The sequence below is a fragment of the Cohnella herbarum genome, assembly GCF_012849095.1.
Classification (GTDB): Bacteria; Bacillota; Bacilli; order Paenibacillales; family Paenibacillaceae; genus Cohnella; species Cohnella herbarum.
The window spans coordinates 88,427-110,452 of record NZ_CP051681.1 but is presented as its reverse complement, the minus strand read 5'-3'; the positions used below and the strand labels follow the sequence as shown (position 1 = coordinate 110,452).

Here is a 22,026-nt window from a genome sequence, read left to right as displayed (position 1 = left end):
TGGCTGACGAAAATACAGGACCCGACACAAAAAAATGATTCAAATCTTAGAGGAAATGGACGCCCAGTTTGCCGCTCGCATAGAGTGTTTACAATGGATCAACAGAGAGAGGAGTTGCTGCAGGCTGTTTTTTGGGATATGAATCAGATCGACTCGCAGCTCGAAACACTAGAGCATACAAGAACCGTTGCCGTTGAACAGAGTGATGGAAGTGTGGAGGAACAGTCGGTAACAGAATACGAGCACGTCCTGCAACTGTCGATTTCTACCCGAACAGCAGAGCAGCAAGCGACGCTCTATGGTTTTTCCACGGAACAGGTCGATTTGACGAATGAACTTCTATCGGTTGAATTTCGTCCCATGATGATGGCCATTCTTGGGAAGAACGGTGATACCGGATTAACGTCCGAACAGTCTGCGGCGGTTATATCCGATTTGCCCGCTGGTGTGCTTGGAAGCCAGGCTGTCGAACTGGCATTGACTCGGTTGGGCGATCCATACAGCCAGCTAAAAGCAGGAAAAGATAACTATACCGATTGTAGTTATCTAGTACAGTGGGTATATCGGCAATTAGGCGTTGAGGTGCCCCGAACGGCGGCAGAACAGGCGCGCTTTATCGCGGAAAACGAACTTTCCCTTACCTCCAATGAGCTAATAGCGGGTGATTTGATTTTCTGGAGCTATGAGGCGAACGGGAGATTTATGAATATTACACATGTTGGCATTTATGCCGGCGAAGGCAAGGTTATCGATGCCTCCTCCAGCCGGTTACAAGTTGTTTATCGCAATGTATTTGACGCCGAATTTCAAGTGATGTATGGGAGACCATATTATCAATCCTAATACGGGGATCGATACAAGAAAGCCGCTGTGCGTGCTGCAAAGATGCACACGGCTTTTTTATGTACAGTAAGAGACTTCCTTGTCACAGATTCGGCAAGTGTCTATATCATGTGTTATAATTCTTAAGAGGTAAGGCTTAAAAAACTTCCTTCCACTGTAAAATATTCACGAAAGAAATTAGGCTTGAGCCAAGAAGAACAAAATCCTATAAAGAAGCACGAGACTCGCACAACACATTTCAGTATAGGAGAAATAAAGATAGGAGAATGATCTCTCATGTTAGACCCGATAGCATTTTCGATAGGCCAGTTTTCTGTTCACTGGTATGGAATCATTATTGGATTGGGTGCTTTACTTGGTTTGATACTGATTTCTCATGAGGGAAAGCGATTTGGCATAAAGTCCGACTTTTTTATGGATCTGGTCTTGTATGGTCTTCCCTCTGCATTAATCGGAGCACGAATCTACTATGTAGCCTTTGAATGGGAAAATTATAAGAACAATCCCTTGGAAATGATTAACATATGGCATGGGGGTATTGCCATATATGGAGCTTTGATCGCTGCCATTGCGGCTGCTGTCATTTACACACGTAAAAAAGGCTATAATTTCTGGCGTATCGCAGATATATGCGCCCCAGGTTTAATCGTCGGTCAAATGATTGGACGTTGGGGAAACTTCATGAATCAAGAGGCTCACGGCGGTTCAGTATCAGAAAGTTTTCTGAGAAACACACTTCATCTTCCGAACTTTATAGTCAACCAGATGTATATCAACGGTCAATATTACCATCCGACATTTTTGTATGAGTCTGTCTGGAGCTTTGCAGGGCTCTTATTCCTTCTTTGGCTGCGCAGACGGCCGTTTTTGCGAGCTGGCGAGTTGTTTATGAGTTACTTCATTTGGTATTCGCTTGGACGTTTTTACATTGAAGGGGTTCGCACGGATAGCTTGGTTTTTGCCGGACCGGAATGGCTTGCCTCATTCCTTAAGACGACTTGGTCGCCAATGAGCTCGTTTGGTTGGGGGATGATGGAAGCAGGAAAGAACATTCGCATATCTCAGCTAATAGCAGTGCTGATAATTATAGCAGCAGTTGTATTCATCATAATTCGTCGAAATTGGTTCAAAGATAAGGTTAGATATTCCGATCCCATTGTTCCACAAAAGTCCATGAAGCATGCACCATTGACGATTGAAGGGAAACCAACGCCAGAAGGTTGACGTCAAGCATATAAACAAACCGGAACCATGGCAACTTTAGTTGCAAGGTTCCGGTTTGTTTTCTTTTAATTTCCGTGAACAAGGATCTATAGACTCACCGTAGAGCTATGATTACGACCCTGTCAGAAACCGATATCCAAATTGTAGTTCTGGAATGAACTTTAACGTTTCTTTAAACTATCCTTATAAAATGAAAACCTACTCTAGGGAGGGGAACGCATGCTGGGAAAAAACATATTGATCATCGAAGATGATCCGAAAATAAGAAAGCTGCTTAAACTATATCTGGAAAGAGAAGGGTACGAAGTATTAGAGGCTGAAAATGGAGAAGAAGGAAAGGAGGCTTTTCAAAAGCATGATCCTTGTTTCGTCATTACAGACCTGATGATGCCGAAGCTAAGCGGTGAAGAATTATGCACGTGGATTCGCTGCGAACTCAAAAGTGATATTCCCATTATTATGTTGACGGCCAAAATTACGGAATCAGAGCGGATTGAAGGACTTCAAATGGGTGCTGATGATTATGTAACAAAGCCTTTCAGCCCTCAAGAAGTGGTCACACGGGTGAATACTGTACTTCGACGAACATCAAATCGATGCAGCAAAATTAGTTTTAAAGGATTGACAATAAAACCTTTGCGTGGAGAAGTCAAATATAACGGGAACATTGTCCCTCTTACTCAGCATGAGTTTAAACTGTTGTACTTTTTTATGAGACATCCCAATCAAATCTTATCGCGTGAGCAAATTTTATGCGAGCTTTATCCGAACGAAGAGAAAAATGTGATCGACCGCACGGTAGATGTTCATGTGGGAAAGCTAAGGGAAAAGATCGAGACATCGAGCGATGTCCCGTGTTTTTTTGAAACGATCCGTGGAATGGGGTATCGCTTTGTCGCAAATTAAGCAGTTTAGTACATGGAAGCAGCATATAACTTGGAAATTAATTGCGGTTAACGTTCTGGTCATGCTCATTGTCATCTGGCTAGTAGGTGTTTCAGTCAAGGATTTTGCTTGTGTTCTTGTAGAAAAGTATCGACTTGTCGGTGAAGATAAGAACATTTTCTTTAACAGAACCATGCATTTTTATCTGATTCGGGCAAGTTTGCTAGCAATCGTTGTTGCCGCGCTCATCCATTTTGTGTTTATCAAGAAAATACTTTCTCCTTTAAAACGTTTGACCCAATTGACACGGCAGCTAATGGACGGATCATACCCAGAGCCCATTAAAGTATCGTCAGTGGATGAAATTGGCCAATTGACTCAGTATTTTAACGATTTGACTCAGACTTTAAAGCAGACTGAAGAAAATCGCAAAAGGATGCTAAGCAACATATCTCACGATTTACGAACACCTCTTAGCAATCTAAACGGCTACCTGGAGGCATTAAGCAGCGGTGTGATTGTCGGGGATAAAGACTTGTATCTGTCACTGCTGGAAGAGTCTCAGCATATTACCCGGCTTGTGGAGCAGTTGCATCAGCTTTCTGTATGGGAGGATCGACAAGCTGCAAGCATGACTTACAGCAATATACAAATCGATGACCTGATTACTCGGTGCACGCAGTCTTTTCAATGGGAACTTCAAAGCAACAATATGGAGTTGGAAGTATCTGTTTCACAAGACGTTGTCATCGGTGACGAAGGCGGATTAAGACAGGTGTTAAACAATCTGATACAGAATGCGATAAGCTATAATACGGGACGGATGATTTGGGTGATCGGGGTTATCGAACCTCTTCAGTATCGAATCACCGTCAGTAATGTTGGCGAGCCAATACCTGAAGAGGTGCGCGGATTTGTATTTGAACGTTTTTTTCAAGCGGATCCATCGAGACATCGCGGAGAGAAAGCAAAAGGAAGCGGGCTTGGTTTGGCTATTGTAAAAGAAATTGTGAAGAAGCATGGAGGCAGAGTGGGACTGGAGTCGGAGAATAATAAACATTCGTTTTGGGTAACACTGCCTCGCAACTCGAAAAAAAATTTGAAATAACAAAACAGACCGGCATGGATTGCACCGGTTTGTTTTGCTATATGCAAAAAATTTTGGGTGTATCACTGATTTCAATTTTCTTGTAAGACTTAAAATACTGTGTAATCACATCGTGAGCATGGATCCCTAGCTTCTTCTTAAGTGGATCATAGTGGTATAGAATTTGTTCACCTGCGCTCACAATTCGATAGGTGGTTCCTAGCTTCAATGGTTTTCCTTGGATAAGAAAATGTTCAATTCGATGGCCAGGCGGATTATAAGGTTTGTAAGCCATTGTGATGCCGCTTGCCCGCATGACATATCCCCCTTTTTGGTGGAAAGGATCAGGGGAGAAGACCTGTTCCAGATTAGATTCAAAAGCCTCCAGAATCTGTTTGCCATCCAGTTCTACGGTGAAAAGCTCTGGATTTGTCGGAATGATTTGATATAAGTCCCGCAAGGTTACGAGACCTGGCAGAATAGGGGCTCCGTATCTCCAACCATGTGATAAAGCAATATCGGCTTCGACAGAATGGAGATAAGCATCGGTAATTAGTCGATCCATTGGCGTTTCATTGAGGAACATGCGATGCAGCGGTGTCTGTAGTTCCCCAATGATCTCACTTAAATGCGTTTCATGCCTTTCGTTAATTTCAACAATTAATTTGGAGATTTCCGGATCTTCTTCGAATTCATGTGCAAATAGCGGAATAAGACGATGTTGAACCTTCGTTATCATGCCGGATTCAAAATTCAGTTCAAACTGCCCAAGAAACGAAGAACTGGCTCCGGATTGAATAATCCATGTTCCATTTTGTCTAATGGGATGGGTAAGTCGATCATGACTGTGACCGCTTAAAATAATATCGATTCCTTCGATATTGGAAGCGGCTTTCACGTCCAGGGGCAGTCCCATATGGCTCAATACGATTACGAGATCACACTTATCTTCCACCCGTAATTTTCGTATGTTCCGGCTCATCTCAGCTAGATCAAGTGAGAAAGACAATCCCTCGGAAAAAGCAGGTGGCATCGTTTGATCTACAAATGAGTAGGTCCATCCCGTCATACCTATACGAATTCCGCCCATTTCTTTAATCCACTGCGTCTTAAGCGGGGCGGCAGCGGATGAAGATTTCATATTCATTGCCAGGGCCGGAAAAGAAACCTGATCCAAGAGAGCAAACAACTGTGATGGGCCATACGCATAATCCCAATTTCCTGGAACGAATGCGTCAAGCGGCATCATTTTCAATAATGGGATAATGGCTTCTCCTTTGGACAATACAAGAGGAGCTGTGCCATGAAACAAATCGCCTCCGTCGACAAAAAGGACATGGGGACGTCTTTTTTTTAGTTCTGTTACATATCGATGTATGCGCGAAAACCCTCCACATGTCATATACGAAGGTTGTGTATCATGCCAAAAAAATTCAGGATGGGCATCCAAACAACCATGCGTATCGTTTTGCTGAATTATGGTAAGTTCCATCTTCTCTCCTCTTCTCTGCAAGTGATTCATACCTACATAGTAGTATAGGCAAACCAATCATTGCCAAACCTAGCTTTATTAAAACTTAACACCCCTCCGATAGTATTGAAGCACGGTGCTTAGGAGGTCGTTTAAGATGAATGAAGGATATCGGACTTTGATCTGTGAAATATTGATATTGACCTATTTGGATATATCCCCCAGACCAAAGAAAGGAGGGAAGAATTTTCAAAACCGACAAGAAGCGCTTGCTTTTTTGAATACGGCTTGGTTTGAAGTGCTATGTGCAGGTATAGAACTGGAACCTGAAATCGTGAGAAGGAAGATGCTTCAAATTTCCAATTCTGATAGTTTGAAAAGGAAGGGACAATAGCATCCCTTCCTTACACATCTATTTTATAGCGCTTCCGCCAAATACAAATCGGTACTCCCAATGCTTCCCTTCAATTTGATCGATTCGAACCCCGCCCGATTTCTCGGAATACGTATGCAGAATTTTCCCATTTCCTAGATAGATTCCATTATGGGTAATTCGCTGCGAGGATTTATTGATTCCGGAGTAGTCACTACTTTTACTCCCCTCGTAGGACATAAAGAACATAATATCTCCAGGATGCAGCTCCCTCCAGTTTGTCGTAGTAGCTCCAATTTTCTTTACATAAGCAGCCTGGGTTCTTGAATTCCCTGGAAGAATAACTCCGGCTCCATCTTTAAAGGCTTGTCTGACGAAATCAGAACAATCGAACGTTTGGGTATTGGAACGGCTTGAACCGAATACATAAGGCGTTCCCAAGTACTTCATACCCGCGTCAATAATGCTCTTGGGCGTCCCAGATACCGGTTCAGCAGGCTTGTCCGTAACGGAACCATTCGTTTTTATGAACTGACTTTGAGTGGTTACGTACCCAGTTTGACCACGCAGGTCCTTGATTTTAAACCAATACTGATTTACTTGTTCCAATATATCGACATGTTCACCGGCTTTTAGATAACGAATGCGGTCACCGCTTAGGGAAGGCTTCTCACGAAAGTTAACACTTTTTTCGATGATTCCTTCTTGACCCGCGGCCGAAACCGTAGGTTGTCCCGCTATAATTGAGCCACAAATTAGAGCAGAAGCGAGTAAAGACAAGGTCATTTTTTTCTTCAGCATTGTAATACCTCCTGTAGTTTTGTAATTTACCGTAGCGAAAAGGATGCGCTAACGGTTTAAGCAAAGCCTATCACAGGAGGTTAGTTGGACTTGGAGGTAATTTCCCCCAATGGAGAGCTTTATCATTTCTTTAAAGAAGAAGATTAGGCTTTACGTGAGAAGGAGGTGAAGAGAATTGCAAAATATACAGATCGGATCTTTCGTTCTAAATGGGCAACTGATTCTTTATCTGAGTTATGGAGCGGGAGGCTGGTTGATGCTGCAGTATCGGCTTAGAGGCAGCTTGGAGCGTCGGATATACTTGTCCGATGCAGCGAATGCATTCTGGCTGTGGTTGCTCGTTTGGAAAGGAAGCTTTCTGATCTTTTATCCCATAGATGTGATCACACAACCCATGTCTTTACTTTATTTTGATGGTGGGGAACGCGGAAGATGGATAGCAAGTCTGGTTACGGCTTCCTATATCTGGTACAGAAATTCGAAACAAAATTTAAGCGTCAAAATGTGGATCGATATGGGGATTTGGTTTACTTTATCGGGCTGGTTGGTCTATCACTTGTTGTTGCTTATTACAGGCGAGGAGTCTTCCTTGTATCATACAGCAAACGCTGGAATGACTGTTCTTCTCCTGATCTCATTATTGGTTTCTCAAAAAGGATCCGATTCGGGAAGTGGATTAAACCATGCCGTTTGGTTTTCGATCGGAAATGTGTTGCTTTCGTTTCTGGTTGCCGATCGTCCGGTATGGTTGTTGTCCTTCAGTAAACAGCAGATCATTTTTCTATTGGCTGCCGCGTGTTTAACAGGATGGTCCTGGTTGGATGAAAAGCAACAGAAAGGAGGTCCTCATGGATAATCTTACAATCCTGGTAGCCTTTGCAGCGGGGATGCTTTCTTTTTTATCCCCTTGCGTATTTCCGCTTATCCCCGCTTATATTTCCCATTTAACAGGCTCTACCTTTCAAGATGGCAAACTTGTCGTGAATCGGTGGAATCTGAGCCTTCAGGCGTTTAGTTTTATCGTGGGGTTTAGTCTGATTTTTATTACGATGGGTGCGTCTGCAAGCTTCATTGGACGCTTCTTCGCGCAAGAACGCGAGCTGGTACAAAGAATAAGCGGTCTGTTGATTGTTGTGTTTGGTCTGCAAATGGCCGGATTTCTAAATTTTCGTCTGCTGATGTCCGGTAGAACGTGGCAAACCAAACCAACTGCGAGCCGCGGCATAATCCGTTCGCTTCTTACTGGTGTGGCGTTTGGAGCAGGTTGGAGTCCATGCGTTGGGTTGGCGTTATCGTCTATTTTGCTTCTGGCCGGATCTACGGAGACACTGTGGAACGGAATAGGGATGCTGGCCGTGTATTCGTTTGGGTTGGGAGTTCCTTTTCTATTGATTTCGTGGTTGTTGACGTATTCGATGAGCATGATGAAAAAAATGAATCGATGGATGCCTCTTCTGTCGAAAATTAACGGTTGGCTTCTTATTGGAATGGGACTGCTGCTATTTACCGGCCAATTGCAAAAGATCAGTGCTTGGCTTTCTCAATATACATTTTGGGACATTACATTCTAACAAGGGGGATCAATAGAGATGAAGAAAAGTGTGATTGCCATCATTGCCCTCGTTATGCTTGTTGCTTATGGGGCTTATGATTATTATGAAAAAAAATCGTCTGAAGGGACTTCTGTCAGGGAATCCGCAGGCCAGAATATTAAAGTGGGCATTCAAAAGGGACAACAGGCGCCGGATTTTACCTTGAATGATTTGCAAGGCAATCCTGTCAAGCTATCCGATTATAAAGGAAAAACAGTACTTATTAATTTCTGGGCAACCTGGTGTCCGCCTTGCAGAGTAGAGATGCCCCATATGCAGCGGTTTTATGAAGACTATAACCAACAAGACGTCGTCATTTTAGGGGCTAATTTAACACCGACGGAGGAGAAAACGGACAAAGTTATGTCATTTGTTAAAGACTATGGCTTGACATTTCCTATCTTATTAGATTCGGAAGGAACGATCATGCAGACGTATCAGGTCGTCGCGTATCCAACTACGTATCTGTTAGACTCCAGCGGAGTTATTCGCGAGAAATATCAAGGAGCTATCAATTATGACACCATGAAAGAAGCTGTTTCCAAAATCAAATAATGGAAAAGAGGTGTTCAACATGAATTTGCCCGTTAAAAAAATGATGTTGTTTACGTTGTCGGCGTGCCCATTAGGCAGATCTATGAACAATGTGCTTCGCGAAGTTCAAATATGTCAGGATGAACTTTCTTATGAAGTCGTACATGTGGATGTTCATCCCGACCTCGCGAACCATTACCGGATCAAGACAAATCCGACTACGCTTCTTGTAGACGCAAGCAACCAAGAGTTATATCGGTTCGAGGGCTTCAAAGAGACAGAGGAAACGCTCCGAATCATCGGACAAGTCAATAACAAATCGTTGCGGTCATCAGACGATCTTCCTGAGAACCAGGAAATTACAGAAACCTATGTTATTTATTTATATCAGAACGGTATGGCAGTGCCAGTCGAGACTTTCTATGTGAATAAAACGTCCATTAAGGCACCTCGAATTACAGCTATTGGGCAACTGTTAAATACTCGTATTGATAAATATGATAACCCGTTTCCGCCGTCTTCTGCTCTGGAAGGGGTGCATTTTGAACAAGGGATTGGCGAGGTGACGATTCTAGTTCATCCTTCGGAAGCAGAATTGGATCAGGAAAAGATGAAGATTGTATTGGAACATACCTTAGCGCCATATGGGATCAAGAGTGTAAATATAAAGTGGATAGTCAGCGGGGACTCACAGTCATAACCCTGAAGTTAACTATTCTCCCCTGTTGACAATGCCTTTCTTTAGGATGTAATATACCTATAGGGGTATGAGTAATTATATTATGTGAATCCGTAGGGTAAACTCGTACAGGATATGTAAGCCCCGGCAAAACACCAATATAGGAGGGTTACGATTTGACTGCACATTCAGAAATCAAAGCAGATCAGACGCTCGATTGCAAAGGTTTGGCCTGTCCCATGCCTATCGTCAAAACCAAGAAAGCGATGGATCAGTTGCATTCCGGGCAGGTCATCGAGGTTCAGGCAACCGATAAAGGTTCACTGGCGGACATTCAGGGCTGGGCCAAGAATACCGGCCATCACTATTTGGGCACGATTCAGAATGGCGATGTGCTTAAGCACTTTATCCGTAAATCGAGCGCGGATGAGATCAAGGAAGAGAAAAAATATCCTCACACCGTGACCAATGATGAGCTGGAGAAAAAGCTGGGCAGCGTAACCGTTCTCGATGTTCGCGAGCCTGCCGAATATGCGTTTAACCGGATTCCTGGCGCCGTCTCCATTCCGCTTGGGGAACTGGAAGAGCGCCTAGGCGAGCTGAATACCGAAGATGATATTCATGTTGTATGCCGTACCGGCACGCGCAGTGATCTGGCTTGCCAGTTGCTGTCCGAGAAGGGTTTCAAGAACGTAAAAAACGTGGAGCCCGGCATGTCTGGGTGGTCCGGACCGATAGAAAAGAACTTTCAAATCTAATCATGGACCAAGGAGGTCGTTTAAAATGAGCACGAAAGTAGCGATTATCGCAAGCAATGGTGGAATGTTCGATGCCTATAAGGTTTTCAACATCGCGACGGCATCTGCAGCAACCGACGCGGAGGTAGCCATCTTTTTCACCTTCGAAGGACTGAACCTGATTCACAAGCAGGTCCATCACCAGCTTCCGCTGCCGGCAGGCAAAGAATATTTTGCGGAAGGCTTCAAGAACGCCAACATTCCTTCCATCCCGGAACTGGTGAATATGGCGCAGGAAATGGGCGTGAAAATCATCGCCTGCCAAATGACGATGGACGTCATGAACTTAAAGAAAGAGGATTTCATTGAAGGAATCGAAGTCGGCGGCGCCGTCACATTCCTGGATTTCGCGAAGGACGCAAACGTGTCCTTGACGTTCTAATTCATCAAAGGGGGAATCAACATTGACTACTGCAACCGGACTCCGCCCGATGACAGCGGGAGAACTGACGAAAATCGTTCTGAACAAAAAAGAACTCTTCATTCTCGACGTGCGCAATCAAAGTGACTTCGACGATTGGAAAGTGGAAGGAGAGAGCGTCGAGATAATCAACATTCCGTATTTTGATTTGCTTGACGGCGTGGATCCAGTGCTAGACCAAATTCCAAGCGACAAACCTTTGCTTGTGGTATGCGCCAAGGAAGGTTCGTCCAAATTCGTGGCAGAACAATTGGTTGGAGCAGGAAGAACTAACGTCTCTTATCTGGAAGGCGGCATGAAATCTTGGAGCGAGCATTTGGAGCCGGTGAAAATCGGAGATTTGAAAGACGGGGGCTCCCTGTACCAGTTCGTGCGGATCGGAAAAGGCTGTCTTTCCTACATGGTCATTTCCAGCGGTGAAGCAGCTGTAATCGATACGCTCCGAATGACGGATGTATTCGAACGCTTCGCTGAGGAACAGGGAGCGGCCATTAAACATACGCTGGACACGCACTTGCACGCGGACCACATTTCCGGCGGGCGCAAATTGGCGGAGCAAACAGGTGCAACGTACTGGCTGCCGCCCAAGGACGCGACAGAAGTAACGTTCCAATATGAGAAACTGGAAGAAGGTCGTGAGATCTCGGTAGGGAATATCAAGATCAAAATTCAACCTATATACTCGCCGGGTCACACCATCGGAAGCACGTCGTTTATCGTGGATGATCAATATCTGCTTACGGGCGACATCCTGTTCATCGAATCGATCGGCCGCCCGGACTTGGCCGGCAAAGCAGAGGACTGGGTCGGCGATCTTCGCAACACCTTGTACAACCGTTACAAAGGCTTGGCTCAGGATTTGATCGTACTGCCTGCCCACTTCGGCAAAGTGACGGAGCTTGGAGATGGCGGCCGCGTCATGGCCCGATTGTCAGATCTCTACCGCGACAATCCGGGCTTGAACATTAAAGACGAGGAGACGTTCCGGCGGACGGTAACCGTGAATTTGCCGCCTCAACCGAACGCCTATCAGGAGATTCGACAAACGAATATGGGTAAGATTACACCGAACGAAGACGAGCAACGCGAGATGGAAATTGGTCCGAACCGCTGTGCGGTTCATGATAAATAAAGGAGGACATCAAAGTGAATACAGATATCACGGTAGATACGAAAGGTATGGCCTGCCCGATGCCGATCGTTAAGGCGAAGAAAGCCTTGGATAGTCTGCAACAAGGTCAAGTTATGGAGGTCCTGTCTACAGACAAAGGCTCCGTCAATGATTTTCAAGCCTGGGTTAAACAGACGAAACACGAACTCATTCAGCACGTCGAAGAAGACGGCGTTTATAAATTTTACGTTCGCAAAGTATAAAAAAAGCGGGACCCGGAAGGGCCCGGAAGGGCCCGCTTATTTCGCCTCGTCATATACGATAGTGATGCCAAGGGAACAGTAACTTTCTTCGGTATAATGGCCATGGGGGCAAGTTTTCGTGCTGCAAGCCATATCGATTTTCGCTTGCAGTCTTTGATTGCACACCGGGCATTTATCTTCGAAAAAGCTTTTTAAATGTTGAAGCAATCGGATCACCTTATTTCTGATAAGTTTACTTGGTTTTAATTATAACCTGTATTCAACTTGATGTCACGCATTAGAGAAAACTTTACGACAGGAGGGTGTCATGGATTTCTTACTGCTCATTGTCATGGTGCTCATCGGTCTGGTCGGCTCTTTCTTTTCAGGGTTGCTTGGTATTGGTGGCGCAATTATTAATTATCCCCTCCTACTGTATATTCCATCCCTTTTCGGTGCGGCACACTTTACAGCCCACGAAGTTTCCTCCATCAGCATGTTTCAGGTCTTTTTCGCTTCACTTGCTGGTGTTATCGCGTTCCGGAAAAAAAGCAAAAAGGGCGGAACGGGCGTCGTCAATAAACAGTTGGTCCTTTATATGGGGTGCAGCATCCTCGTCGGCAGCCTGGTCGGCGGCTTTGTTTCGGGTATGTTGAACGGAGATGTCATCAACCTGATTTACGGCATCCTTGCGGTACTGGCGGTCGTGCTAATGCTAATACCCAACAGGGGGACACAACAAGATACGGATGACCTCCGTTTCAACAAAATCATCGCCATTACTGCGGCATTTGTAGTAGGTATCGTTTCTGGAATCGTAGGGGCCGGCGGAGCGTTTATCTTAATTCCCATTATGCTCACCGTGCTCAAAATTCCCACGCGCACAACGATTGCATCCTCGCTCGCGATCGTTTTTATTTCGGCCGTTGGAGGCGTCATCGGAAAAATCACGGGCGGGGATATCCCTCTGTGGGCGACGGTATATACCGTCATCGGCAGTTTGATCGGAGCACCGATCGGCACGATGATCAGTTCGAAAATCAATGTAAAGGTACTTCGATATGGTTTGGTCGTCCTGATCGCACTTACGGCCATTAAAGTGTGGTCGTCCATTTTGTGAATGCATTAATCGTATCTGCAAACATTTGCCGCGGCAGAAGGGTTGCATTCTTTATTATTGTCCGTTAATATACCTATAGGGGTATGAGTAAATATTATGAGAGAGAAGGTATGTGACGTTGGAATTGGAAAAAGATAAAACGACAATCGTGCTCTTCAGCGGCGATTTGGATAAAGCAATCGCGGCGTTTATTATTGCGAATGGAGCGGCGGCTTATGATCACGAGGTGACAATCTTCTTCACGTTCTGGGGATTAAACGCGCTTCGCCGGGACGAACCGATAAAGACAAACAAAGGCCTTCTTGAAAAAGCTTTCGGATGGATGATGCCGCGCGGCGCGAAGAAGCTGGGTTTGTCAAAAATGAACTTCGGCGGCCTCGGGCCCCAGATGATCAAGCATGTGATGAAAAAGCACAAAGCATTGTCGTTGCCCGAGCTGGTTGAACTGGCTCAAGAACAAGGCGTTAAGTTAGTCGCTTGTACGATGACGATGGACTTGCTCGGTCTGAAACAGGAAGAATTGATCGATGGTCTGGAGTATGCAGGAGTAGCCGCATATCTGGGTGACGCCGCGAACGGAAAGGTAAACTTATTCATTTGAACAAGCGTATATGAACTTATAATTTTTTCCTTTATACTATACCCATACTCGTATAAGGAGTTGTTGGACATGAACTACGAATACACGGACGAAATCAAAACCCGGCTGCGCAGAATCGAAGGACAAGTCCGCGGGGTGCTGCGTTTGATGGAGGAAGGAAAGAGCTGCAAAGAAGTTGTGGCACAGTTGTCCGCCGTTCGCAACGCATCGGACAAGGCTATCGCGCAGATCGTTGCAGAAAATTTGCAGCAATGCATCATGGCGGAACATGCTGCCGGTAACGATACAGGAAAGATGGTCAAAGAAGCTGTGGAGCTTCTGGTTAAGAGCCGCTAATACAACAACTAACAATCTGAGGGAGTGAAAAACATGGCATTCAAAATTCCGAAAGCAACAACGCCGCAAGAAGTGGCCGCAAGGTTAAAGAATGGCGAGAAGCTGAACCTGCTTGATGTCCGGGAGCCCGACGAATGGGCATCCGGCCATGTCGCAGGCGCCAAGCACATTCCACTTGGACAGCTCACCGAGCGGCTAAAAGAACTTGATCCGTCGAAAGAGACGATCGTCATCTGCCGTAGCGGCAATCGCAGCGGTCTTGCGTGTGAATTGCTAAGCGAGAAGGGCTTCGACGTCGTAAATATGACCGGCGGATTGAACGCCTGGACAGAAAAGCTTGTATGAGGTTTTGCCTCTCTAATAACCATGGTCTGCGGCAGCTGTGTCATTATTCAGCTGTCGCAGTACTGTAGAAAGGACTTCATATGATAACACTCTTGTATATTCTTGCCGGAGCCGTGATCCTGTGGGTCCTGCGCGGCTTTTGGCCCGTTCCTTCTTTCCAATATGTGCCCTGTCATGAATTGGAGAAAGCACGAAATCAGTCAAGTGTGAAAATACTCGATGTCAGGGATGCATCGGACTATCTGCATGGGCATGTTCCCGGCTCGATCAATATATCGCTCGGACGTCTGCCTTATGTGTGGCATAAAGAGCTCTCTAACGACGACTCCGTCATTATTTTGTCCTCAAGTTGCTATCAGAGTAATAAAGCAGCCCGCATCCTGCATAAGCGCGGCTTCCGGCAGCTGTGTGCCGCGCAGGGGGATTTTTTTCAGCCGACAGGCAAACAAGTGAATACGAAAGGATGTGGAATCTTTGGACACAGGTACAATCATTAATATCGGAATCCTTGTGCTAGTCGTGTGGTTTGCATATTCGCGCTTTAAACCGGCCAAAGGACTCCGAAACCTTAACGCAGAGGAATTTAAGAGCCATATGGGCAAACCCGGCAAACCGCTGGTGATCGATGTCCGAGAACCGAATGAATATAAAGGCGGATATATTGCCGATGCGAAGAATATTCCTCTTTCGCAATTGTCCCGAAGGCTTTCCGAGATTCCCCAGGATCGTGACGTGCTGCTCTATTGCCGCAGCGGTATGCGTAGTAAAAGTGCGGCAAAAATATTGTTGAAGAACGGCCATAAGGAGATCGCCCATCTGCAAGGTGGCATCGGGGCTTGGAAAGGTAAACTGGCAAGCAAGTAAACGAGTGGTGAGCGTGGTTTAGGGCAAGGATAAAAACGGTTAAAGTATTTTAGTGAATGAATGGAGGACAATCCCATGCACGAGCGTCGCTTTAATCCTGAAAATATGGCTAAACTCGACAGTCCCGAACGTAAGGCTGTTCTTCCCCCGGAATCTTTGCTAGAGAAGCTGGCCCTGAATGAGAACGAGTCAGCAACTATTCTGGATCTTGGAGCTGGCACGGGGTATTTTTCCATCCCTGTTTCAGAGCGAACAAGTGGGACCATACTTGCCTTGGATATCGAGCCCATGATGCTGGAGGTTATTCGCAGCAAGACGAAACAGAAGCAGATAAAAAATATTCAGACCATCGAAGGCCGGCTTGAGCAGATTCCTCTGGAGGAAGAGTCGGTGGATCGTGTCATCGCGTCCCTGGTCCTGCATGAAGCGGAGCCGCTTCAACAGGCTTTGTCTGAGATTCACCGGGTCCTTCGCAGAGGCGGCCGGTGTGCATGCCTAGAGTGGGAAAAGCAGGAGACGGATCAAGGGCCGCCGCTGCACCATCGAATAGGCTCCGAGGAGTTGACACACTCGTTTGAGCAAGCCGGTTTTACCATACTGGAAACGGATCACCCCACCGGCGCACATTACGTTCTGGTCGTACAGAAATGATGTAAAGGGAGTTGTAAACGATGTTCCATTATACAGTTGAAACTACCAAAACACCTGAGCAGGCGGTTGAAGCACTGACGGAAAATTTGAAGGCGGAGAAGTTCGGCGTCCTATGGCAACTGGATATGAAGGCGAAGCTGAACGAGAAAGGCGTCGAATTCGACATGCCGTATCAGATTCTCGAGGTCTGCAACCCAGTGGAGGCCAGGCGGGTTTTGTCCGAAAATGCGTTGGTCGGATACTTCCTTCCCTGCAAACTGGCTGTGTATGTGGAGAATGAAAGGACCAAGATCGGCATGCCGAAGCCAACGGCTCTCATTGGACTTGTGGAGAATGAGGCCTTGATGAACATTGCTTCCGACATCGAGAAGCGTTTGACTGCTTGTGTTGATAAGAGCATCTGAGCCACATCCATACAACTGCTACTGAACGCTTGAGTTAGATGAACAGAAAAGGCTGGGACGGCGGGCCTTCGCCTTGTTGGATCGGTATACGTCTTCGAAGTGAAAGCTGCCGTTAGCCAATTACAAAGCGCTAAACGGGGTAAAGTAAGTATGAATGAACTTCAAAGCAGGAAGGCTAGTCTGGTCAATTGATTGAAAAATGAGCTTCCCCGATCGACGGAGGAAGCTCATTTTTCTCTACACACAATGGATACGGGCAGGGGGGCAGCAAGTCACTGCCTTCGAGCTCCATTGTAAACAGCTCAGGGTTGGTGGGAATGATGCAATACAAATCCTTAATTGTCAGCTTCCATGGCAGCATAGGAGTGCTGTATCCAGTACGGGCACCAGCCGATGCTCGAAGGTGATGAGTCGACCCGATTCGATCGATTCGGCCGACGAATGAAACGCTGGCCCTGATTGAATAATGAAGGCCTGTTCTTGCGAATTGGCCGCTTGATTCAGTCATGGCTGTGCGCACTGAGCAAAATATAGATGCTTGAAACCAGGGAAGCCAGCTTGATGTCTAGCGGCAGTCCCATATGACTATGGATGACAATCAAAGCGAAATTTCTTGCTTATAAAGGAGTATTTCGATGGTTACAGGGAAAACCCGGTGCTCTTGTCTTTAAGATGAGAGTGGCATCGCTGAGCGGACGTATCGCCCCATGACGTGCAGGGAACTGAGCTCTATGCACAATGCACAAAAAAAGTGCCAAACCTATATATTTGCCGGTTAAAATAAATATCGAACCGACGATAAGAAAAGCAAAAAGGCAATTCCAAAACATAACCACATGAGCCATTTGTCTTGTCGATCAAAAAGATTCATCTTATTTTCCCCTTTACATAGTCTGCATTGAATAAAAACAAGCGTAACAGCAATATCAATGCCGGTATCAACAACAGCAGCCCCGCCGTGAATGCTGCAACCAGTGCACGCCCCATCACTGGATTGGTCACGCCGCCGGTTAATGTCAAGATGGGATAGAGAAGATACGGGAGATGTGACTGTCCGTAACCGAAAAAGGCAAAGGCGAACTGGGCCATAACCAAGATAAACGCCCATCCATATCGATGCCTGCGCCAGATGAACCACACCGCAATCGCAAAACAAATAAAAGACAAGCCAAACATCCACCACACATCCAATGTGTTTAGGAAATGGTCTCGGTTATGATTTCGCAACGCCATAAACGTAAATAAGCTGGAGATGATGGTCGGAATGCCTCCCCAGAGTGCAAACCGGCGAAGCCATTCCAGCGCCTTTCGATCTTCAGCACGCGCCGCGTAATAAGTAAGGAAAGAAGAACTTATAAATAGAACGCTTGAAATGGCTAGCAGAACCACCGCCCAGGAATAGGTACTAAAAAACAACTCCTCCATCAACAAGTGGACGGAGTGGCCTTCAAAAGACAAAAAACCTCCTTCCGATATGGTGAAAACTGTTGACAGCGCAGCCGGAATCAGTAATCCCGTGGATCCGTAAGCAAGTAAGTAAAGATTGTTTTTTCTTGCCCCGTAATTCGTAAATGCGTAGAAGGATCCTCGGACCGCAAGCAAGATTAGCGCAATACTTCCGGGGATTAACAAAGCGGTACCATAGTAGTAAGCAGTGTCCGGAAAAAAACCGACAATACCTACGAAGAAAAAGACCAGAAACACATTCGTTACTTCCCAGACGGGAGACAAATATCGGGAAATCAGCGGCCCAATAACGGACTCGATTCCGATGACTCTGCCGTAATAAGCATAAAAACCAGCGCCGAAATCAATCGAAGCAACGATCAAATACCCGTACAAAAACACCCAAAGCACCGTAATTCCAAGCTGCTCCAACGACATCTCCATGCTCCTCTACAAAATAATACGCCTTTCCTCTAGTTCCATTTCCGCAGGCTTGTTTCGGAACAATCGACCAAGGACGAATAAGCAAATGACGCCGAGAAGCGCATACAGTGCGGCAAAAAGCCAAAACGTAACACCAACGTTGGGATTTGTTGTGACCGCATCTGAAACTTTCATATATCCTCTGATAATCCAGGGTTGTCTTCCCACCTCGGCATAAAACCATCCCAGTTCAATGGCAAGAAGGGATAATGGCCCTCCTGCAACAATCCCGGTCAGGAGCCATCGATTATAGGCATTCCAGCGCTTTATTTTGTTGATAGTCAGGAACAGAACAGGAATAGCAAGTAAATAAAAGCCGATGCCGACCATCGAATCGAACAAATAATGGACATATAGCGGCGGCCATTCCGATCTTGGAAAATCGTTCAACCCCACTACGGTTCCATTCGGATCGCCTGTGGCGAGAAAGCTGAGCCCCCATGGGATTTCAATTGCACCGGTTACTTCCAACGTGTCCGGGTTCAAATGACCTCCTACAATCAAAGAAACCCGATTTCCGGTTTCGAAATGCCATTCAGCGGCAGCCAACTTTTCGGGCTGTACCTTAGCCAGAAATTTGGCGGACCCATCTCCGATCCAAATGGTCGCGACAGCCAGAATGAGACCTGAATGCCGGGTATTCAAGTAGTTCATCCTCAACCATTTTGACATTTTCAATTACAGCCCGGTCAATTATGTCTTTTTCGGATATGCCAGCGGATATCGCCTTTTCAGCAGCCGGTTCAATCTTATTAACAATGGATTGTAAATAAGCTGGATGCCTCCTTCTTTGTAATGCCTCAATAACCGCGCCGCAGTTCTCATGCCCTAAAACTAACACAATCGGAACGTGTAAATGATCCACTGCATATTGGACACTTCCTATGACATCATCATTCACGATATTTCCAGCAACGCGAATCACAAAGAGATCCCCCAGTGATTGATCGAACACAATTTCCGGTGCTACTCGTGAATCGGAGCAGCTTATGATGACAGCGACCGGTTTTTGTTCGGAGATAAGCTGCCTCCGATTTCGAATGACATGTTTTTCTGCTAAATGCCCCGTAACAAATCGTTGATTTCCTTCTTCCAACAGACGAATCGCTTGCACAGGATTCATTTCCTGCTTTATCTTTTCGCTGAAAGCAGGCTGGTTCAATGAACGACATCCTGTGCTGGACAGCAAACACATCCATACAACCAAACAGAGCAGGCTGCGGGACTTCTTTAATGACACAACAAGGGCCTCCAATAAATATTTGAATTTTTGAATATTTAACTTATCTGTTCCCTCCCTTCGCAAGATTTATTCCCACTAAAACAAAGAGGCACCTTCATAAGGTGCCACCGCTACATATAATCGTTATTTATAATGGAAGAGGTTCGTTAACGACAGGATCAAGCTGTAACCTTACGAGGACGCCCGCATGCACGAGCCCAGCCCCAAACCCATACAGTAAGGCTTTATCTCCCGCACGGATTTTCCCACTCCGAATCCCTAAATCGAGTGAAAGGGGGATCGTTGAAGACGATGTATTACCGAAGTGAGTTAGACTATGCAACGTACGTTCTATAGGGAACTCCAGTTTCTCACAAAGCGGCTCAATCAGTCGCAAATTCGCGCTATGGGGAATAAACCAGTCCACATCGTTTATTGTCTGACTGCTTTTGTTCATCAATTGATGAATCGAATTGGGTATTGTTCGCATCACCCAACGGAATACTTCCCTTCCGTTTTGGACAATGCAATTGTTGTCGCACAACTTTTGCTCGCCGAGTCTATTGGCAAGCCCTGTCCGATAAATATGGACCCCACCTGTGCCATCGGAGCCAACATGATGACTGACGAATCCCTCAAACTGGTCATCTCTTTCCACGAGAACGGCACCGGCGGCATCGCCAAACAAGACGCAGGTTGTACGATCCGAATAATCTGTAATTTTGGACAGCGTTTCACCGGCAATGACCAGAACCTTCCTATGCAATCCAGAAGCAATCAAGCCATGAGCCATGATAAGTCCATAAGTAAATCCAGCACAAGCGGCACTAATATCAATCGCACCAGCGTTTTGAATTTGAAAATGGGCTTCAATTAAGCAGGATACTGTAGGAAAAGGAAAATCTGGTGTAGTGGTGCAAACAATAATAAAATCCACATCCTCGATTGTCTTGTTATACCGAGAGACGAGATTCCTGACTGCACTTATACAGAGATCGCTGGTAAATTCGTCTCGCTCAGCAATACGTCGTTCATGAATGCCTGTCCGCTGTACGATCCATTCATGACTGGTATCCACCATCTTTTCCAAATCATCATTTGTCAGTTTTCGTTGGGGTACATACGTTCCAATGGCTGTAATACGCGAATGAAACACCAATATTCCCACCCTTCATCCTTATTGAAATTGCTACGAAATCGGAAATTTTTGTCGATATTCATGAAGTTCTTTTTGAAAACGGTGGAAAGAACTGGATAACATTTTTATATTCCGTTTTATTTTGGTTTTCCTTTTCCGATTATGCTGACACTCGTGGAGTTGATCAATCTGTTTATCGATTTTTTCCCGTAGGGTTAGGATAAACCCGATCGCAATGTGAGATTTAGCCAGTTCATGAAGATCAGTAGCAAGAGCCTCACTCAAATTGCGAAGATCCGGAAGGTATAACGACTTTGTCACATAAAAGACCTCTGGCGTAAAGTCCTCACGGTAATCTTGTCCCGGGACTTGCTCCCAAAAGTCATTCCATTCTCGTAGTAGACCAGTTTCATACAAAAAGAACTTTAAAAACCCGCATAACCATGCCGTACAACTTGCATTTCGTTTTTGGCATCCAATACCTTTGACAAGATGTCGACACCCTTGACAACAGGAACCTCCATTGGCGATACAAACGTTACAAATGGAATTGGACCCAATCTCATGTAACGCATGAATCCCCATTGTTATGACGGTTTGTCTGCTTACCTGCATGAAAGGTGTAGTCAATTCGTGAGAGGATGACGAATCTTGATGTGATGAGTTATTACTCGTAGAGTCCGGCATTCGTACCCACTCCTTATGTTCTTTTAATCAAATAATCAGATATTTGAATATAATGTGTATTATATAGGAGTTGCAACCAAATCACAATCCATGCTCCGGTATGCCCTTCTTTCCAGAATGTTTTTGGGTGAAGTTGTGTTATGATATTCATATATTCAAAAGTATAGTGATTAAGGAGGCGTTAGCCATGAATCAAAATATCCAACAGTTTAAAGCCGATTTTTTTAAGGCGCTGGCGCATCCCATGCGGATTCGTATCCTGGAGGTTCTGAGTGAAGGAGATAAAAACGTAAATGAGATACAGAGTATTTTAGGATCAGAAGGTTCAGCCGTTTCTCAGCAGTTGGCAGTATTGCGAAATAAAAATGTGGTGACGGGCTTAAAAGATGGTACTTCTGTCATTTATTCGTTACGTGACCCGTTGATTAAAGACCTGCTCGCAGTCACAAAGCAGATCTTCGATAATCATCTCGTTGATGCCATTTCATTACTTGAGGTCATTCGAAATGAATCTTAAACTGAAAAACAAGGGTATCCATGAGCAACATCAAGGATCACCTTGTTTTTTCGTTTTGCAGCCGGAAACATGCGAAGCGACACGAGATTATTACGATTGACATTATTCGATGACAGGAGTAACATTTCATATATATTCAAATAATCAAATAT

Annotated in this window: 28 protein-coding genes; 22 read left to right on the top strand and 6 right to left on the bottom strand. The window is 45.4% G+C overall.

Translation table 11 applies throughout. The annotated features are described in order from the left end of the window. Positions 1 to 93: 93 nt before the first annotated feature. The 4 genes from HH215_RS37150 (at position 94) to HH215_RS35615 (ending at position 4,060) form a co-directional block, all read left to right on the top strand. A complete protein-coding gene (locus tag HH215_RS37150; RefSeq protein WP_169284773.1) occupies positions 94 to 843 on the top strand; it encodes a C40 family peptidase in 750 nt (249 codons plus the stop codon). 276 nt (positions 844 to 1,119) lie between these two features. Next, the gene (gene lgt / locus HH215_RS35625; protein WP_169284772.1) at positions 1,120 to 2,067 is read left to right on the top strand and encodes a prolipoprotein diacylglyceryl transferase; all 948 of its coding nucleotides are present in this window, start codon (positions 1,120 to 1,122) and stop codon (positions 2,065 to 2,067) included. Between the two features lie 219 nt (positions 2,068 to 2,286). Beyond that, the gene (locus HH215_RS35620) at positions 2,287 to 2,973 is read left to right on the top strand and encodes a response regulator transcription factor (protein WP_049868189.1); all 687 of its coding nucleotides are present in this window, start codon (positions 2,287 to 2,289) and stop codon (positions 2,971 to 2,973) included. Beyond that, a complete protein-coding gene (locus HH215_RS35615; RefSeq protein WP_169284771.1) occupies positions 2,960 to 4,060 on the top strand; it encodes a sensor histidine kinase in 1,101 nt (366 codons plus the stop codon). The genes HH215_RS35620 and HH215_RS35615 overlap by 14 nt, the downstream gene beginning before the upstream one ends. A 37-nt stretch (positions 4,061 to 4,097) precedes the next feature. On the opposite strand, the gene HH215_RS35610 is transcribed toward HH215_RS35615, so the two are convergent. Further along, a complete protein-coding gene (locus tag HH215_RS35610) occupies positions 4,098 to 5,531 on the bottom strand; it encodes a bifunctional metallophosphatase/5'-nucleotidase (RefSeq protein WP_169284770.1) in 1,434 nt (477 codons plus the stop codon). Positions 5,532 to 5,667: 136 nt separating this feature from the next. Here HH215_RS35610 and HH215_RS35605 point away from each other — a divergent pair, with 136 nt between their 5' ends. Then, entirely contained in the window at positions 5,668 to 5,904 is a 237-nt protein-coding gene (locus tag HH215_RS35605; protein ID WP_169284769.1) for a hypothetical protein, read from the top strand. Between the two features lie 18 nt (positions 5,905 to 5,922). Here HH215_RS35605 and HH215_RS35600 read toward each other — a convergent pair whose 3' ends face one another. Further along, positions 5,923 to 6,684 carry a C40 family peptidase gene (locus HH215_RS35600; RefSeq protein WP_248551621.1) on the bottom strand — a complete coding sequence of 254 codons (762 nt, stop codon included), beginning with the start codon at positions 6,682 to 6,684 and terminating at the stop codon, positions 5,923 to 5,925. 256 nt (positions 6,685 to 6,940) lie between these two features. Between HH215_RS35600 and HH215_RS35595 the strand changes: the two genes are divergently transcribed. From HH215_RS35595 to HH215_RS35520, 16 genes are all read left to right on the top strand, one after another. After that, a complete protein-coding gene (locus HH215_RS35595; RefSeq protein ID WP_169284768.1) occupies positions 6,941 to 7,540 on the top strand; it encodes a hypothetical protein in 600 nt (199 codons plus the stop codon). Continuing rightward, the gene (locus HH215_RS35590) at positions 7,533 to 8,255 is read left to right on the top strand and encodes a cytochrome c biogenesis CcdA family protein (RefSeq protein ID WP_049868184.1); all 723 of its coding nucleotides are present in this window, start codon (positions 7,533 to 7,535) and stop codon (positions 8,253 to 8,255) included. The genes HH215_RS35595 and HH215_RS35590 overlap by 8 nt, the downstream gene beginning before the upstream one ends. A gap of 18 nt (positions 8,256 to 8,273) precedes the next feature. Further along, a complete protein-coding gene (locus HH215_RS35585; RefSeq protein ID WP_169284767.1) occupies positions 8,274 to 8,831 on the top strand; it encodes a TlpA family protein disulfide reductase in 558 nt (185 codons plus the stop codon). Positions 8,832 to 8,850: 19 nt separating this feature from the next. Continuing rightward, complete coding sequence (locus tag HH215_RS35580) at positions 8,851 to 9,510, top strand: thioredoxin domain-containing protein (protein WP_049868182.1); 660 nt, start codon at positions 8,851 to 8,853, stop codon at positions 9,508 to 9,510. A gap of 155 nt (positions 9,511 to 9,665) precedes the next feature. After that, entirely contained in the window at positions 9,666 to 10,247 is a 582-nt protein-coding gene (locus tag HH215_RS35575; RefSeq protein ID WP_084781446.1) for a sulfurtransferase TusA family protein, read from the top strand. A 25-nt stretch (positions 10,248 to 10,272) separates the two neighbouring features. Next, a complete protein-coding gene (locus HH215_RS35570) occupies positions 10,273 to 10,668 on the top strand; it encodes a DsrE/DsrF/DrsH-like family protein (protein WP_049868181.1) in 396 nt (131 codons plus the stop codon). 49 nt (positions 10,669 to 10,717) lie between these two features. Then, entirely contained in the window at positions 10,718 to 11,839 is a 1,122-nt protein-coding gene (locus tag HH215_RS35565; RefSeq protein WP_049869724.1) for an MBL fold metallo-hydrolase, read from the top strand. 14 nt (positions 11,840 to 11,853) lie between these two features. Continuing rightward, positions 11,854 to 12,081: a sulfurtransferase TusA family protein gene (locus tag HH215_RS35560; protein ID WP_084781444.1), complete on the top strand. Its 228-nt coding sequence runs from the start codon at positions 11,854 to 11,856 to the stop codon at positions 12,079 to 12,081. A gap of 307 nt (positions 12,082 to 12,388) precedes the next feature. Next, positions 12,389 to 13,180, top strand: coding sequence for a sulfite exporter TauE/SafE family protein (locus HH215_RS35555; protein WP_169284766.1), 792 nt, complete (start codon positions 12,389 to 12,391; stop codon positions 13,178 to 13,180). A 124-nt stretch (positions 13,181 to 13,304) separates the two neighbouring features. After that, complete coding sequence (locus tag HH215_RS35550; protein ID WP_372490924.1) at positions 13,305 to 13,781, top strand: DsrE/DsrF/DrsH-like family protein; 477 nt, start codon at positions 13,305 to 13,307, stop codon at positions 13,779 to 13,781. Positions 13,782 to 13,850: 69 nt separating this feature from the next. After that, a complete protein-coding gene (locus HH215_RS35545) occupies positions 13,851 to 14,117 on the top strand; it encodes a metal-sensitive transcriptional regulator (protein WP_049868178.1) in 267 nt (88 codons plus the stop codon). Positions 14,118 to 14,150: 33 nt separating this feature from the next. Then, the gene (locus HH215_RS35540; protein WP_049868177.1) at positions 14,151 to 14,462 is read left to right on the top strand and encodes a rhodanese-like domain-containing protein; all 312 of its coding nucleotides are present in this window, start codon (positions 14,151 to 14,153) and stop codon (positions 14,460 to 14,462) included. Between the two features lie 80 nt (positions 14,463 to 14,542). Then, positions 14,543 to 14,959, top strand: coding sequence for a rhodanese-like domain-containing protein (locus HH215_RS35535; RefSeq protein WP_084781442.1), 417 nt, complete (start codon positions 14,543 to 14,545; stop codon positions 14,957 to 14,959). Further along, entirely contained in the window at positions 14,928 to 15,326 is a 399-nt protein-coding gene (locus tag HH215_RS35530) for a rhodanese-like domain-containing protein (protein WP_310735628.1), read from the top strand. The genes HH215_RS35535 and HH215_RS35530 overlap by 32 nt, the downstream gene beginning before the upstream one ends. 75 nt (positions 15,327 to 15,401) lie before the next feature. Then, positions 15,402 to 15,977 carry a class I SAM-dependent methyltransferase gene (locus HH215_RS35525; protein ID WP_169284765.1) on the top strand — a complete coding sequence of 192 codons (576 nt, stop codon included), beginning with the start codon at positions 15,402 to 15,404 and terminating at the stop codon, positions 15,975 to 15,977. Positions 15,978 to 15,997: 20 nt separating this feature from the next. Then, positions 15,998 to 16,381 carry a DUF302 domain-containing protein gene (locus tag HH215_RS35520; RefSeq protein ID WP_049868174.1) on the top strand — a complete coding sequence of 128 codons (384 nt, stop codon included), beginning with the start codon at positions 15,998 to 16,000 and terminating at the stop codon, positions 16,379 to 16,381. An 867-nt stretch (positions 16,382 to 17,248) separates the two neighbouring features. On the opposite strand, the gene HH215_RS35515 is transcribed toward HH215_RS35520, so the two are convergent. The 4 genes from HH215_RS35515 to HH215_RS35500 all read right to left on the bottom strand — a co-directional run bounded on the left by HH215_RS35515 (position 17,249) and on the right by HH215_RS35500 (position 20,691). After that, positions 17,249 to 18,265 carry a cytochrome d ubiquinol oxidase subunit II gene (locus tag HH215_RS35515; protein WP_049868173.1) on the bottom strand — a complete coding sequence of 339 codons (1,017 nt, stop codon included), beginning with the start codon at positions 18,263 to 18,265 and terminating at the stop codon, positions 17,249 to 17,251. A gap of 12 nt (positions 18,266 to 18,277) precedes the next feature. Then, positions 18,278 to 18,955 carry a cytochrome ubiquinol oxidase subunit I gene (locus HH215_RS35510; protein ID WP_248551623.1) on the bottom strand — a complete coding sequence of 226 codons (678 nt, stop codon included), beginning with the start codon at positions 18,953 to 18,955 and terminating at the stop codon, positions 18,278 to 18,280. After that, a complete protein-coding gene (locus tag HH215_RS35505; RefSeq protein WP_169284763.1) occupies positions 18,876 to 19,550 on the bottom strand; it encodes a carbonic anhydrase in 675 nt (224 codons plus the stop codon). Before HH215_RS35505 ends, HH215_RS35510 begins: the two co-directional genes overlap by 80 nt. 130 nt (positions 19,551 to 19,680) lie before the next feature. Further along, on the bottom strand, positions 19,681 to 20,691 hold the full coding sequence (locus HH215_RS35500) for a ketoacyl-ACP synthase III (RefSeq protein ID WP_169284805.1): 1,011 nt from the start codon (positions 20,689 to 20,691) through the stop codon (positions 19,681 to 19,683). 853 nt (positions 20,692 to 21,544) lie between these two features. Here HH215_RS35500 and HH215_RS35495 point away from each other — a divergent pair. Next, entirely contained in the window at positions 21,545 to 21,874 is a 330-nt protein-coding gene (locus tag HH215_RS35495; RefSeq protein ID WP_036684721.1) for an ArsR/SmtB family transcription factor, read from the top strand. Positions 21,875 to 22,026: the final 152 nt, after the last annotated feature.

Bases quoted from the DNA above. Each gene is read 5' to 3' on its own strand.
- HH215_RS37150 (WP_169284773.1), top strand. From the start codon at position 94: ATGGATCAACAGAGAGAGGAGTTGCTGCAGGCTGTTTTTTGGGATATG.
- lgt (WP_169284772.1), top strand. From the start codon at position 1,120: ATGTTAGACCCGATAGCATTTTCGATAGGCCAGTTTTCTGTTCACTGG.
- HH215_RS35620 (WP_049868189.1), top strand. From the start codon at position 2,287: ATGCTGGGAAAAAACATATTGATCATCGAAGATGATCCGAAAATAAGA.
- HH215_RS35610 (WP_169284770.1), bottom strand. From the start codon at position 5,531: ATGGAACTTACCATAATTCAGCAAAACGATACGCATGGTTGTTTGGAT.
- HH215_RS35605 (WP_169284769.1), top strand. From the start codon at position 5,668: ATGAATGAAGGATATCGGACTTTGATCTGTGAAATATTGATATTGACC.
- HH215_RS35600 (WP_248551621.1), bottom strand. From the start codon at position 6,684: ATGCTGAAGAAAAAAATGACCTTGTCTTTACTCGCTTCTGCTCTAATT.
- HH215_RS35595 (WP_169284768.1), top strand. From the start codon at position 6,941: ATGCTGCAGTATCGGCTTAGAGGCAGCTTGGAGCGTCGGATATACTTG.
- HH215_RS35590 (WP_049868184.1), top strand. From the start codon at position 7,533: ATGGATAATCTTACAATCCTGGTAGCCTTTGCAGCGGGGATGCTTTCT.
- HH215_RS35585 (WP_169284767.1), top strand. From the start codon at position 8,274: ATGAAGAAAAGTGTGATTGCCATCATTGCCCTCGTTATGCTTGTTGCT.
- HH215_RS35580 (WP_049868182.1), top strand. From the start codon at position 8,851: ATGAATTTGCCCGTTAAAAAAATGATGTTGTTTACGTTGTCGGCGTGC.
- HH215_RS35570 (WP_049868181.1), top strand. From the start codon at position 10,273: ATGAGCACGAAAGTAGCGATTATCGCAAGCAATGGTGGAATGTTCGAT.
- HH215_RS35565 (WP_049869724.1), top strand. From the start codon at position 10,718: ATGACAGCGGGAGAACTGACGAAAATCGTTCTGAACAAAAAAGAACTC.
- HH215_RS35555 (WP_169284766.1), top strand. From the start codon at position 12,389: ATGGATTTCTTACTGCTCATTGTCATGGTGCTCATCGGTCTGGTCGGC.
- HH215_RS35545 (WP_049868178.1), top strand. From the start codon at position 13,851: ATGAACTACGAATACACGGACGAAATCAAAACCCGGCTGCGCAGAATC.
- HH215_RS35540 (WP_049868177.1), top strand. From the start codon at position 14,151: ATGGCATTCAAAATTCCGAAAGCAACAACGCCGCAAGAAGTGGCCGCA.
- HH215_RS35535 (WP_084781442.1), top strand. From the start codon at position 14,543: ATGATAACACTCTTGTATATTCTTGCCGGAGCCGTGATCCTGTGGGTC.
- HH215_RS35525 (WP_169284765.1), top strand. From the start codon at position 15,402: ATGCACGAGCGTCGCTTTAATCCTGAAAATATGGCTAAACTCGACAGT.
- HH215_RS35520 (WP_049868174.1), top strand. From the start codon at position 15,998: ATGTTCCATTATACAGTTGAAACTACCAAAACACCTGAGCAGGCGGTT.
- HH215_RS35515 (WP_049868173.1), bottom strand. From the start codon at position 18,265: ATGTCGTTGGAGCAGCTTGGAATTACGGTGCTTTGGGTGTTTTTGTAC.
- HH215_RS35495 (WP_036684721.1), top strand. From the start codon at position 21,545: ATGAATCAAAATATCCAACAGTTTAAAGCCGATTTTTTTAAGGCGCTG.